The 13,751-nt window shown below is 47.3% G+C and carries 11 protein-coding genes; 5 read left to right on the top strand and 6 right to left on the bottom strand.

Annotation, left to right across the window (positions count from 1 at the left end):
- The first annotated feature begins 132 nt into the window (after positions 1-132).
- On the top strand, positions 133-348 hold the full coding sequence (locus ACRQV7_RS12260; protein WP_444658356.1) for a helix-turn-helix domain-containing protein: 216 nt from the start codon (positions 133-135) through the stop codon (positions 346-348).
- Between the two features lie 131 nt (positions 349-479).
- On the opposite strand, the gene ACRQV7_RS12255 is transcribed toward ACRQV7_RS12260, so the two are convergent.
- Both ACRQV7_RS12255 and ACRQV7_RS12250 read right to left on the bottom strand, forming a co-directional pair.
- A complete protein-coding gene (locus ACRQV7_RS12255; protein ID WP_444658355.1) occupies positions 480-1,385 on the bottom strand; it encodes a glycyl-radical enzyme activating protein in 906 nt (301 codons plus the stop codon).
- Positions 1,382-2,416: an NAD-dependent epimerase/dehydratase family protein gene (locus ACRQV7_RS12250; RefSeq protein WP_444658354.1), complete on the bottom strand. Its 1,035-nt coding sequence runs from the start codon at positions 2,414-2,416 to the stop codon at positions 1,382-1,384. Before ACRQV7_RS12250 ends, ACRQV7_RS12255 begins: the two co-directional genes overlap by 4 nt.
- A 316-nt stretch (positions 2,417-2,732) precedes the next feature.
- Between ACRQV7_RS12250 and ACRQV7_RS12245 the strand changes: the two genes are divergently transcribed.
- Positions 2,733-3,689: an ROK family protein gene (locus ACRQV7_RS12245; RefSeq protein WP_444658353.1), complete on the top strand. Its 957-nt coding sequence runs from the start codon at positions 2,733-2,735 to the stop codon at positions 3,687-3,689.
- A gap of 284 nt (positions 3,690-3,973) precedes the next feature.
- Complete coding sequence (locus tag ACRQV7_RS12240) at positions 3,974-4,159, top strand: hypothetical protein (protein WP_275715312.1); 186 nt, start codon at positions 3,974-3,976, stop codon at positions 4,157-4,159.
- 291 nt (positions 4,160-4,450) lie between these two features.
- Here ACRQV7_RS12240 and ACRQV7_RS12235 read toward each other — a convergent pair whose 3' ends face one another.
- Positions 4,451-5,209: a DeoR/GlpR family DNA-binding transcription regulator gene (locus ACRQV7_RS12235; RefSeq protein WP_444658352.1), complete on the bottom strand. Its 759-nt coding sequence runs from the start codon at positions 5,207-5,209 to the stop codon at positions 4,451-4,453.
- A gap of 526 nt (positions 5,210-5,735) precedes the next feature.
- Here ACRQV7_RS12235 and ACRQV7_RS12230 point away from each other — a divergent pair.
- Entirely contained in the window at positions 5,736-8,138 is a 2,403-nt protein-coding gene (locus tag ACRQV7_RS12230) for a glycyl radical protein (protein ID WP_444658351.1), read from the top strand.
- Between the two features lie 45 nt (positions 8,139-8,183).
- Complete coding sequence (locus ACRQV7_RS12225; RefSeq protein WP_444658350.1) at positions 8,184-8,873, top strand: fructose-6-phosphate aldolase; 690 nt, start codon at positions 8,184-8,186, stop codon at positions 8,871-8,873.
- A gap of 177 nt (positions 8,874-9,050) precedes the next feature.
- Here the strand turns inward: ACRQV7_RS12225 and ACRQV7_RS12220 are convergent, their stop codons facing one another.
- The 3 genes from ACRQV7_RS12220 to ACRQV7_RS12210 all read right to left on the bottom strand — a co-directional run bounded on the left by ACRQV7_RS12220 (position 9,051) and on the right by ACRQV7_RS12210 (position 13,519).
- Positions 9,051-9,989 carry a glycyl-radical enzyme activating protein gene (locus tag ACRQV7_RS12220; RefSeq protein ID WP_444660275.1) on the bottom strand — a complete coding sequence of 313 codons (939 nt, stop codon included), beginning with the start codon at positions 9,987-9,989 and terminating at the stop codon, positions 9,051-9,053.
- Between the two features lie 18 nt (positions 9,990-10,007).
- Complete coding sequence (locus ACRQV7_RS12215; protein ID WP_444658349.1) at positions 10,008-12,347, bottom strand: glycyl radical protein; 2,340 nt, start codon at positions 12,345-12,347, stop codon at positions 10,008-10,010.
- Positions 12,348-12,637: 290 nt separating this feature from the next.
- Positions 12,638-13,519 (bottom strand): C39 family peptidase, encoded by an 882-nt coding sequence (locus tag ACRQV7_RS12210; protein ID WP_444658348.1) that lies wholly within the window; start codon positions 13,517-13,519, stop codon positions 12,638-12,640.
- Positions 13,520-13,751: the final 232 nt, after the last annotated feature.

Raw genomic sequence — 13,751 nt, 5'->3', positions numbered from 1 at the left:
ACTGCAAAACATTTCGGACACTATCTTTATTTCGGCTAAAATGCCGATCTTATAATCATTTCTTTGTTTTTAAACTAAAGCGGGCGGCTGGCCAGCCGCCCGCTGATTGTATACCAAAACCACGCGTTAGACGTGTGGTTCGGTAAAAATTATATTAAAGAATATCTGACAGAGGTAAGGTCGCGTTCCGCAATTGATGAGATGCGTTATTCCAATAAGGGATGTATCCAAATCGCTGTCAACAGCGGGTTCTCAGATCAAAAGGGGTTCGATATCGCATTAAAGAAGAAATTCGGAATAAGCCCAAACCAATACCGGAAAGAACTGGTAAGCAAGGCAGGCCGATAATAACGGACTATCCGGTATTATCGGCCTGCCTTTATAAGGTTTTCAGATTTCTGGAAATTCCACGATCCAAAAAGGTGAAGAGACAATCCTAACATTTGAAAGTTATTGACTCCCTGTTTCTAAAGAATGTCTTAGAAATAACAATCGAATCCATTGTCCAGAAAAACCTGTTGAAATTCCTGAAGGTCCGATTCATGTAAAGCAGGTACTTTATGGAGGAAATAGGGCATACACAGAAATTCGTATTTTTTCTCCCCAAACTGATGAAATGGTAGCAGGTTTACCCGTTTTGCTCCCGCGTTTTTTAGTACCCGGCAAAAGCCGGATGCATCATTGAGAGAATTGTTGAAGTTCGGGATAACCGGAATGCGAACAATGACTTGTTTTCCCGCCTCAATGGCTGTGCGCATATTAACGAGAATCTGCTCGTTTGGCACGCCAATAACCTCCGCGTGCCTTTTGCTGTCATAATGCTTGCAGTCAAACAGGTACAGGTCAAGGAGCGGCATGAGTTGAGCAAAAGTTTGCGCACCGGAAAATCCGGTTGTTTCAATAGCGGTATGGATATTTTCCGCTTTTAAAGCACGCAGCAGCTTCTCAGCGAAACCTGCATGCATCAGTGGCTCACCACCTGACAATGTCACGCCGCCACCCGATTCTTCATAAAAGGCTTTGTCCTGCAGACAGATCTGAACGACTTCTTCAACCGTATATAACTTACCTGACAGTGTTAACGCCTGTTGCGGACATTCGGCTACGCAGGTTCCACATCCAGTGCAGTTATTATTGGATACAATAGTCCCTTCCTGTTCGGAGAGTGCGCCATATGGGCAAACCTGTACGCAATGCAGGCAGTGAATGCACTTCGTGCGATCCCACATGATCTGTGGTACAGCGCTTTGCGATTCCGGGTTTGAGCACCAGGGGCAATGCAATGGGCATCCTTTAAAAAAAATATTTGTGCGGATACCGGGGCCATCGTTGGTGCTGAATTTCTGAATATTAAAGAGAAGACCTGTGTTTTGCATATCATTCATCCTCTTATGTTAAAGCTGACCTGTACCGCGCGTGTGGCGGTTTCCAATGCGGCAATCACCTGATCACACCAGGTATCGAATTCAGCATCCTCCGTTTGACATTCGGGATGCGTCCGCATGTAATGTACGGCTTCGGTTAGACCATCCCTCATCCCGACTGTAGCGTGAAAATCCGGAACGAGGCGTTTAATTTTTGTGTTGTCGAAAATAAGGGTATTTGCTTTATCACCCAGTAAGGTCCCTCGTAAATCGTAAGTGGAACAAGCTGATAAGAAATCACTGGAAACATGGATTGCCTCTAATGGGACATCGAGAGCGTCGGCAAGAATACCATAAATTTGATTCCAAGTCATGCTTTCGTCACTTGTGATCTGTACCGCCTCGCCAATGGAATGGGGGTTGCCCATTAAACCTACAAATCCTTTTGCAAAGTCTGAACTGTGTGTCATCGTCCAAAAGGATGTGCCGTCACCGTGAATGAGAACAGGTTTATGATCCAACATCCGTTTTAAGGTCTGCCAGCTTCCTTTTTTCCCATGTATTGCTACAGGAACTTTCCGTTCGCAATAGGTATGAGAAGGTCTCACAATCGTAACTGGAAAACTTTCTTTCAGATATCGCTCCATCAGATATTCCTCGCCTGCTATTTTATCTCGTGAATATTGCCAGAAGGGGTTGCCGAGAGGCGTTTCTTCATTCACCAGATAATGAGACGACGGCTTTTGATAGGCGGATGCCGTGCTGATATAGATAAATTGCTTCGTACAGTCTCTGAAAAGCCGCCAGTCACGTTCGAGATCAGGGACGCCGAATGCTATAAAATCCGCCACCACATCGAAATGTGTATTCCGGAGGAGCGCTGCGGTTGCAGCCTCATCACGAATGTCACCTTTTAAAAAGTGCGCAGCTTCAGGGGCAAATTCGGATTTTCCGCTGCGAGTAAGCAAGGTCAAATTCCATCCTCGATTAACCGCCAACTGACTGACAGAGGCACTGATGATTCCGGTGCCTCCTATAAAAAGAGCACGCATAAAGAAACACTCCTTCCAATTAACTGTTCGACTATTATTCTAAGTCAAGATGTTTTATTTGTAAATAAAAATCATTCAAATAAAATAAAATTTATTACCAACATAAAATATATTATTGACATTGTACAAAAATATCTATAATATAAGATTGAGATTTATATATGAAATAAAGTTAATTACATTTGAAATTTACCGGCTGATTGGGGGTGCGAATTAGCCATAGACATTACTGGTAAAATAGCAACTTGTGATGTTTTACCGTTCCAATGTGGCATCATTGGTGTGATGCATAGACTGAAAGGGAGGTTGTTACAAAATGGAAGAATATTCTATTGGTATTGATGTAGGCGGGACGAAAATAGCCTATGGATTATTTGACGGCAGCAGAAATTTAGTCAAGAAATATCGCACTCAATCGGACGCTTCGCTGAGTTCCGAAGCATTTTTTGACAATATAGCACAAATGATCCAAAAGATGATGGAGGACAATGCGCTGACGAAGGATGCGCTGCGTGGTATTGGAATTGGCATGCCTTCCTATATTCTTTACGAGGAAGGGAGAATCATCAAAACTACAAATCTCCCCAAGATCCATGACTTTCCAGCAAAAGAATATCTTTTTACAAAATTGGGTGGAGATGTGCGTATTCTGTTTGACAATGATTCACACACCGGCGCGCTGGCAGAACATCGTTATGGAGCGGGGCGTGGATTTAAGCACATGCTGTATTGCCCTGTCAGTACAGGAATCTCGTCCGGTATCATTATTAACAATGAACTCTTCCGTGGACGCTATGGATGGGCCGGTGAGAGCGGACATATGATTGTCACACCTGGAGAAGGGATAGAATGTGGGTGTGGTAACAAGGGATGCCTGATGTCTTACTGCTCAGGTTCCATGATTGTGAAACACATACAGCAGAGAATCAAAGCAGGGGTCAAAACAATAATGGTAGAGCTCGCGGGCAGCGCTGATAAGATCACGCCGTATACCATACAGATTGCTTTCGATCAGGGAGACGATTTGGCCAAATGGGCATTGGAACAAATGGCGCAGTATATGGCTGTGTGGACTTACAACTTATATGTAACTTTGAACATCAATTGTTTTGTGTTTGGTGGAGGATTGCTAAAATTTGGCGACCGCCTGTTCCCGAGAATTCGCAAACTATTCGATGAATATAACAAAAATAAGATGACGGTTTATTTTAAGAAGGCGGAGCTGGGTGACGACTTCGGTATCATTGGCGCAGCAGAATTGTTGTTTCAGTAATTGCTGATAGCCGTAAGATCCGCAATACATAACAAAAAATTCATTTTCGGAGCACAGGATTTTCGTTGAATGATTATGGGGTATAAGAATAATATGCATTCCGGCTACACTGGAAAACACTTTGGCATACCTCACCGCTGATTTTATATGCAAATATAAATTAGTGCAAATAAATAAAATATTTTTACATATAAAATATAATATGCTGACAAACGCAATTTTGAATTTATAATGAAACTATCAAAAGAGATAAAAACTGCGCGGTTGTGGTGGGTGGTACCTCTATGGCCGGCGGAATCGGAGGAATTTGGCAGTCTGCTATCGGCGTGCTGTTCTTTTCCGTAATTGAGTTCTCACTTAACAACATGGTCCCCAACGCTTATGTGATTATGTTGATCGAAGGCCTTGTAATTGTCGCGATTCTATTTGTTGACAGCTATGACAACAAGCGCAAAAGAGAGCGGGTGTAAGCAGATACCTTAGGAACGTACCCAAAATACTTTCCCCGGAAGAGGCAAATGATTTTTGTTGTTGTAAAGTTCGATATATCGGGATATATTCTTTCAAGCTTGCTCAGGGCTGCCATAATGGGCATCCTGAACAAGCTCTCTTGCTTTGTAATTCCGTCACTTCATAAACATATAAAAAGTGCGTTCCCATGGCATGGAAACGCACTTTCGCCAACTGGTCATATTCGTTTATTCAGCGGTGCACGGTAGCATCACTGATGTCAAGCTTATATCATTTCCAATCGAAAAATGTTAGTTGTTATGCGGCACCGTGAGTACGGTCACTCCTTGTTTCTCCAAATTCCGCTGTATCTCATTGGGTATATTCGTGTCGGTAATAACTGTTTTGATCCGATCTGTCAGTTGCAGCGGAACCACGCCATGCCGAATGAATTTCCCGCTTTCGGTTAGTACAATCACTTGCTCCGCCTGAGGCGCCATATCACGGACCGCCTGTGCACGCAGATGGTCGCTGTTGGTAAACCCAATTTGTGCCGTGTAGCCATCCGTGCCAATGAACAGTTTGTCCACGCAAAAGTTTCCGGCGCATTGCTTTACCATCGGCCCCACCATTACCTGAGATTCGTTTTGGTAAATGCCGCCAAGCAGAATGACCTTGGCTTCAGCTCTGAAACGCACATAGCCCGCAATAAAAGCACTGTTTGTAATAATCGTCACATCGCGCTTACTGCCTACCAGTTCTTCTGACAGCAGCGCACAGCAGCTGCCGCTTTCAATCATTATCGTCTCACCGTCATGTATCAGTTCATTAGCTTTAGCGGCAATCAAGCGCTTGGTCTCATAATGATAGGCGATGCGCCCGTTGATATCATCGGAGCTGCGCAGCACGGCATAGCCATGTTCACGCCGGATAATGCCTTTGCTCTCTAATGCGTCAAGGTCCTTGCGCACCGTCACTTGCGACACGCCAAGCTTCTCTGCCAGTACAGTAACTTCGACTCGCTTTTGTTCCGTTAGCAATTCAAGAATTTCGTTTTCGCGGCCCTTCATTATATTTCACCTCTCTATTATGTTACTATACTTTCTTTTTGAAAGCAACCTTTATTATTTCACTTGAAATAATAAAGGGCTACATCGTAATCATTGAAATAGAGAAAGTAATTTCCTATCGTGTTAGAGTTCGCTAAATTTATCATACCTTCTCCAAGTTACCTCGCCTTATCAGAATTCCTCCATACATAAGCTGGACACTGTTTTTAGGTAAATATTTATTGCTGGTTTTATTTGAGCTGATCCAAGAACCAATCTTATGAATAAAATATTATTACGAATGAAACTATAATTAATTACTATCATAGAATTTCGCTTGACAAAGCAGCTTTAATGTGATATAAATATTTCATAGAAAAGATTTTATATTTCAAATGAAATAATGCATAAGACGAGCAATTTTTGTTCTATGGCATCGATGTGGGCGTGCAAAAGCTACTTTGCCCTTTAATGAAAACCCGCGGGCATCGGTGCAAATAAACTTTTGCTTTGGCGATGATTTGCATCTACTGAAAGGAGCCTATTTATGAGCTATTTTGGAGAACTGACACCCCGCATGGATGATTTCCGCGAGGGACTACTCAACGCAAAACCCCGGATCTGCGTGGAACGCGCGCTGATCACCACGAAAACGTACAAAGAGAATCAGGATCAGCCGCTGGCCATCAAACGTGCCTTGATGTTGAAAAATGTACTCGCTGGCATGAGTATTTTTATCGAGCCGCAAACGCTGATCGCCGGTAACCAGGCTTCCTCTAATCGCAGCGCCCCCATTTTTCCCGAATATGCAATGAAGTGGGTCATTGACGAGCTGGACCAGTTTGAGCATCGGGATGGCGACGTTTTCTATATCACGGAGGAAAACAAACAGAAGCTGCGCGATATTGCTCCGTTCTGGGAGCATAACACCCTGCTGGACAGGGGCCTCGCCGCATTTCCGCCTCACAGCAAGCTCTACTATGATCTTGGCATTATTAAATCGGAGGGCAATATTACTTCCGGCGATGCTCACTGCGCGGTCAATTACGGTCAGATGATGAAGGTCGGGTTAAAGGACTGTGCGCGCCGGACAAAGGAAAAGCTGGACGCGCTGGATCTGACTGACTACCGGAATATCCATAAAAGCTATTTCTACCGTGCTATTCTGATCGTCGTAGATGCAGTTCGCGATTTTGCCAAACGCTATGCTGACCTTTCCGAAACTTTGGCAAATAAGGAGCCGGACACCGCGCGTAAGGCGGAACTGTTGGAAATGAGCCGGATCCTGAATAAAGTGCCATATGAACCTGCTGAAAGCTTCCGCGAGGCGGTACAAAGCCTATGGCTGGTGCATCTCATTCTGCAGATCGAATCTAACGGCCACAGCCTTTCCTACGGCCGAATGGACCAGTATCTGAACCCCTATTATGAGGCTGACCTCAAAGCTGGCAAAATCACCGAGGCGGCCGCCGATGAGCTGATGTGTAATCTGTGGCTTAAAACCTACACCATCAACAAGATCCGCTCTTGGAGCCATACGCAGTTCAGCGCAGGCTCTCCGCTCTATCAGAACGTCACAGTCGCTGGTCAGACGCCGGATGGGAAAGACGCCACTAATCCCATGTCCTGGCTAATTCTGAAAAGTGTAGCGCAATGTCATCTGACTCAGCCGAACCTGACGGTGCGTTACCATCATGGATTATCGGATAAATTTATGCATGAGTGCGTGGAAGTTGTTCGCTGCGGTTTTGGCATGCCGGCCTTCAACGACGATGAAGTGATTATCCCCAGTTTTATTGCCAACGGGGTAAAGCCGGAGGATGCCTATAATTACAGCGCTATTGGCTGCGTGGAAACAGCGGTGCCTGGGAAATGGGGTTATCGCTGCACAGGGATGAGTTTTCTTAACTTTCCCAAGGCCCTGCTCATTGCTATGAACGACGGCGTGGACCCGGCTTCCGCTACAAAGCTATGTGAAGGTATCGGCCATTTCCGTGACATGAAATCGTTTGACGAAGTGCTGGCTTGTTGGGACAAAGTCATTCGCGAGATGTGCCGTCAGTGCACCATCATTGATGCGACCTGTGATATGGTGCTCGAACAGGATACGGCGGACATCCTGTGCAGCGCCTTGACTGACGATTGTATCGAGCGCGGCCTGAACATGAAAGAAGGCGGTGCAGTATACGACTTTATCAGCGACTTGCAGGTGGGTATCGCAAACCTGGCAGACAGCTTGGCGGCCATCAAGAAAGTCGTGTTTGAAGATAGGTCTGTCACTCCCGCTCAACTGTGGAGCGGATTGCAGGCGAATTTCGTGGGACTTGAAAACGAACGCATCCGGGCGCTTTTACAGGATGCACCCAAGTACGGCAATGACAACGATTATGTGGATCAGCTTGTGGTGGATGCCTACAACATCTACATCGACGAGATGAAGAAGTACCATAACACTCGCTATGGACGCGGCCCAATCGGAGGGATCTATTACGCTGGCACCAGTTCCATCTCTGCCAATGTTCCACAAGGCGCAGGAACGCTGGCAACACCCGATGGCCGTAAAGCGGGTGAGCCGCTGGCAGAAGGCTGCAGCCCCAGCCATGCCATGGATAAGAATGGCCCGACGGCAGTATTTAAGAGCGTGGCGAAGCTTCCCACCGAGGAAATCACCGGAGGTGTGCTGCTGAACCAAAAGGTCACGCCACAGATGCTGGAGAAAGAGGAAAACAGGGATAAACTGGTATCTTTGCTCCGTACCTTCTTCAATCGCCTGCACGGCTATCATGTCCAGTTAAATGTGGTAAGCCGGGAGACGCTGCTGGATGCGCAGGCTCATCCCGAAAAGCATCGCGATCTTATTGTGCGCGTGGCTGGCTACAGCGCCTTCTTTAACGTGCTTTCTCGTCAGACGCAGGACGATATCATTGAGCGCACGGAACAAACCTTATAACGACGATGAATGAATCTCCGTTTTGGAGATAAGGAGGAATCAATTATGTATGAATTATTACTGGACACTGCAAACCTCACCGACCTCACCGAATACCTTATCAAGTGGCCCGTGGCAGGGGTAACCTCGAATCCCAGCATTCTGAAAAAAGAGGGCAATATTGATGTTTATTCACAGCTTGCCAAAATCAAGAAATTGTGTGGTGCTGACCGAAGCCTGCACGTACAGGTTGTGTCAAATACTACAGAGGCGATTGTGGAAGAAGCACACCGTATTCTTGACAGACTGGGGCGTGATGTATATATCAAAATTCCAGTCAGCGCCGCAGGCTTGCCCGCTATTAAGCAGCTGGCAGACCAAAATATCAATATTACCGCCACAGCCATTTATTCGACATTACAGGGGATTATGGCTGCACTGTCCGGTGCGAAATACATCGCCGTCTATTACAATCGCATGGAAAACAACTGCACAGACCCCAATGCCGTCATTCGGGAAATCCGTAGCTTCATTGACGGCAGTGGCAGCGAAGCCAAGATTTTAGCGGCCAGTTTTAAGAATGTCGGCCAAGTTACCGCCGCTTATGCCAGCGGTGCTCAAAGTGTCACGGTAGGTGTTGATATCATCAAAAGCGGACTTGGCATGGCAAGCATCGACAGCGCAGTAGAGGAATTCGCGAAAGATTTTGAAGCTATCCATGGGTCGGGACAAACCATGGAAACTATCAGTGAATAAGAATTAAGGCGTTTTCGACTTTTTGGTTCCCCTGATAGTAAAAATGTGATGGACGATGGAGTTGATCCGCCGGCCATCACATTTTTATTTTTGGGGAGTTGATTTTTCTCCCTCCCGGCCACTACAGACCATGCTTGTGCAGATTTTCTTCTAAGGGAGGGGATGCCTTTAAAAGCATCAGAATGGATGTTGGGCCTTCACGGAATCAACTACGAGGTTCTTCACGCCTCCTCTGCGGGCAGCTTCATAAAAACGTTCCATTTGCGCTTTTGTGTAAGGCCTGGGATTCTCTGCAAAGCAGAATTTCTGTTCTACCAGATCGTACTTTCCTCTGGCGAGTGGATTGTAATTGAGCAATTCGTAGCGTACCTCCGGGTCGATACCGCTGATAAAACGGGCAATATCCTCTATGTTTTGTTCCGTCGCGGTGAATGCTGGAATCAGCGGGGTGCGGATGATCCTCTCCGGTCCGGCCTGTGTCAACAGGGTTCTTATGTTTTCAAGGATTCCATTATTGTCTACGCCGGTTGCTTTCCTATGCGCTTCTCTATTCAGGACCTTCACATCGGCAAACACCATGTCCAGGTATGGCAGCACCGCCTGTAATCGGGAAGGCGCTGTGAACAGAGAGGTCTCAATAGTCGTATGGATTTCTTCTTTTTTCAGTGCCTGCAACAGCGCCTGTAAGAATTGAAATTGGGAAAAAGGCTCTCCGCCGGAAATAGTCACTCCACCGCCATAGCGAAAAAACGGGAGATCCGCTTTTACGCGTTCCACAACCTCCCGAACCGTAACCAGCTCACTGTCTGGCGCAAGAGCTCGGGCAGGGCACACATCCGTGCAACGCATACAGAGGGTACAACGAGTTCGGTCGATCTTGATTCCTCCTTCATCAACCGGGGAAATAGCATGCTCCGGACAAGCTGATACACAGGTGAGGCATCCGATGCATTTGTTTTTGAAATAAAAAAGATGTGCATCGGGACTGATACCCTCGGGGTTCTGGCACCATCGGCAACGTAATGGGCACCCTTTGAAAAACACCGTTGTTCGGATGCCGTCGCCGTCATGCACCGAAAATCTACGAATGTCAAAAATACGGCCTTTCTGTTCCACCAAATTTATTCTTCTCCTTTAAATATCACCATAAGAAGTTCTGGCGATGATTTCATTCTGCAATTTATCCGCCAGCTCGGTAAAATAAGCGGTGTAACCCGCCACGCGCACCGTCAGGCCGCGATATTTTTCGGGCTCTTTCTGGGCGTTAAGCAGATCCTCCCGGCGCAGTACATTGAACTGGACGTGAGGAATCTTCAAATCCACAAAAGTGCGTAACATCTGTGCGAATTTTTTACGGCCGGGTTCGGTTTCGAAGAATTCCGGAAGAAATTTCATGTTGAGTAGTCCTCCGTTGCTGGCGAACTCACTGGGTAAGCGAGAAACGGATTTCAGTACCGCCGTCGGGCCGTTCACATCTCTGCCATACACCGGTGACATGCCGCCGTCCGCCAAAGGTTCCCGCGCTCTGCGGCCATCCGGAGTTGCTCCCACATTTTCCCCCATGGGAACATGTGCGGAAACGGTGTACATGCCCGTATGGTAGCGGCCACCGCGGTAATTGGTGTACTGTTCCAGATTTCTTCGGAAAAATCCGGCCCATTTGGCGCCGATTTCATCCACCCAAGGCACGTCATTGCCATACTTCGGCGCCCGATTGAGCATAAAAACGCGGAGTGGCTCCTCTCCCTCGTAATTGTTTCGCAGGGCCGCAAGCAGCCTCTTCGTATCGACGCGCTTTTCATCATATACGAACTCTTTCAAAGCGGCCAGAGAATCCGCTACATTAGCCAATTGGATCATCTGAATACCTGATAAATTGTAAACCGCACCACCGGCAGTCACATCCATTCCACGTTCCATGCAGTCGTCAATAACGGACGAGAGGAAAGGTGACGGAAGAAGGTCTATATGCGCCTGCTCCACGACTTCGCAGGCCTTTACCATACGGTCAAGGAAATACAAAATGGTCTTTTTGAACGCTTCTTCCAGTTCCTCATAGCTTTGGAAAGTATCCAGACCGCCAAAATCCGGACCGAGCCGCTTGCCCGTCAGCAGGCAGAGGCCGTGATTCATCGTAAGTTCCAGCGCCTTATTCAGGTTAAACATGGCGGCGTCGCTCCAGCCGAGGTTGTTTCCCTGCGTTGTCAGCTCCACGCAGCCGACAACGGCATAATTTAGCGCATCCTCTTTCGAAATGCCCAATCGGGTAAGAGCAGGAATAACCGCGTTATCGTTGAAAAACTGAGGCATGCCGCTGCCGCGTGAGACGACATCCACCGCCGCCAACAGTAAATCTTCGGGTGTACCTTCATGAAGGCGTACTGAAAGATTAGGCTGGGGCAGACCAAGCCTGCGCTGCGCGGCGAGAAAGAGCCAGGAAAGCTCATTAGTGCTGTCGCTGCCGTCCTGGTTCTGGCCTCCGATGACAATATTGAAGCCGATAGGAAAACCGGCAAAATATTTGGCGCTGCCGGAGTTCCTCAGATATACGATCTCATTGAATTTGAGAAACAGGCAATTCAGGATCTCCTGTGCCTTGCTTTCCGTCAGAATGCCATGTTCCAGGTCCCTTTTATAATAAGGATAGAAAAGCTGATCCATTCTTCCGGGAGAAAAGGAAGAAGCGTTGCTCTCCATATGCAGGAGAACAAACAGGAACCATTCGGACTGCACTGCTTCATGAAACGTTGAGGGTGGACGTTTGGCGATGTTTTCGCAATTCCGCGCCACCAGAAGCATATCAGCCCTAATATCTGCGCAGGTCTCCGTTTTTACCTTTTCCCGCATCAGCTCGGCATAACGTCTGATAAAACGGACCGCACCCGACATTACAATGGAAACAGCTCTGTAAAAAGCCTTTTTTGTGCCCTCCGCCGTCTTCTCTCTCTGGAGAGCTTCTTTCCGGAGCTCCGCGGGACCCATAGTAAGCCATTTTCTGCTGTCTGGACAGATATGCCCTTGCGCATGATCCGTCTGATTGATTTTGACAACCTTCGAAATTGCAGATATCTCGTCGCCATAACGCGCATGGACGACGTCTTCCAGGGACCTGCCCTTCCAGTAGGGGGCGATCTCGTTTTCGTATACTGCGATATCCGCTTCATTCACGTCAAACTTATCCTGCGGGCGGGACGGAAGAGTCCGGAACTCTTTAGAAATCCAAGAACTTCCGCCCTCCGGGGATACGACGCCATAGCGTACACCGCGCGTACGGTTGCCCACAATAAGCTCCTCGTTTTCTACGCCGATTTCGAGTCTTTCCATCGCAGCTTTTAAGGCTAACGCCCGTTTCACAATAACGGGTTCGTTTTCGTATTTCCGATATATTTCGGTAGTGATTTCCGCCTGTTCTATCGAAACATATCTTTTTTGCGAAAGCATTTTTTTCTTGAGCAAATCCACTCTGTCCATCATGATTCCTCCTTAGAAGAAAAATAGTACATTTCTTAATTTCAATATACATTAATATAGAACGATTGTCAACAATAAAGAACAATAAACTTATCCCTATGTCTATCCAATCAAATAGGCATGCTTGTACTTGAATAAAAAGGCTGACGAAATTTCCAGACACCTTTCCAGATGGATTTTAATCAGCATAAAAGACCGGCAAAAGAACGGCAAAAGAACGGCAAAAGAACGGTATGTCCTTAGATGATCGGATACCAATAAAGGATGGCCCCCGGTTTACCGGGGGCCATCCTTTATGCGGAGAATGCCCAGAGATTCCGGATCTGGGGCTTTAATGTCCCGTAGCTCCACGCCTGCTCGCTGCGGTTTTTGCTGTTCGGGTCGTTCACCAGAAAATTCCCGTTTTCATATCCGTATAAAACAATAAAGTGTCCCACCGTTGTGAAGTCGCCCGGGCGCAGGCTGCAGATGATCGGGTGCCCCTGCGCAAGCTCTTGGGCCATGAGGCTTTCATTCAGAGGGATTTCCCGGGAGGAAAGGCCCAAATCCTTCGCTCCCTTGGACATCAGCGTCCAAAGCGTGCTGCCGGTTGCATCCAGATATCCGTTGTTCTCGCTGAATTCGGCGACCGCTTTGGGGTTTAAGGCGGAATTTCCCGTCAGTCCGACGGCAACCATGGAAAGGCAGGTGGGTCCGCACCCGTCCAGCGCAATGATTCCGTCCCCGTAGGGAGCGTACCCCCAATCTTCGTCCCACTGCATCAGAAGCGGAATCCGGCCCCGCCGGTCCTTTTTGGAAAGGTCGATGTTCTTGGCCGAAGTGCCTTTTTTCTCCGGATAATCCAATGTGAAATCGAGAAGCTCCGGGTTTCGGGCCAGCGATTCAAGAAGCCTTTCGGGGTAATGCCCCGGATTTTGCAGGATTGGTCCGGCCTTTGGGTTCTGTGCCGCCATGGCCTGCAGCGTCTCCGCCGTCTCTTCAGAAATGGTTCCTGCTTCCAGCCCGGCGCAAGGGGAGTACTGTGATGCGGACTTGTCTGAAAAAGCATCCCGCTCCAGCGGGATCACCCTGAAATGTACCAGCAGGGCCGCCGCTGCCAGAAGAATCAGCAGCAGGAAAGGATACTTCCTTCGCGGCCTCTTATATTGATATTCTTTTCTGTTCCGGTTGTCCAAATTGCAACTTCCCTTCTTAAGCATATTTCCGTAAAGACATAATCAATTGCATTCCCGGGGATGCTTCCGCAGGACTTGAGCGGGGATAGGTTCCTAGCCAATTGATTTATTATATCAGATGAAACTGTTTTTTGTTTTAAGAAATTTTGACAAATTTCTTACGAAAATCTTATATTTTTATCGGAAGAACAGCGATGGATTCCGTGCAGACGATAGAAAGGCCTCCGTCTGG

The sequence above is a fragment of the Caproiciproducens lactatisolvens genome, assembly GCF_052443335.1.
Lineage (GTDB): Bacteria > Bacillota > Clostridia > Oscillospirales > Acutalibacteraceae > Caproiciproducens.
The sequence above is the reverse complement of the archived record's forward strand: the minus strand, read 5'-3'. Positions and strand labels throughout refer to the sequence as shown.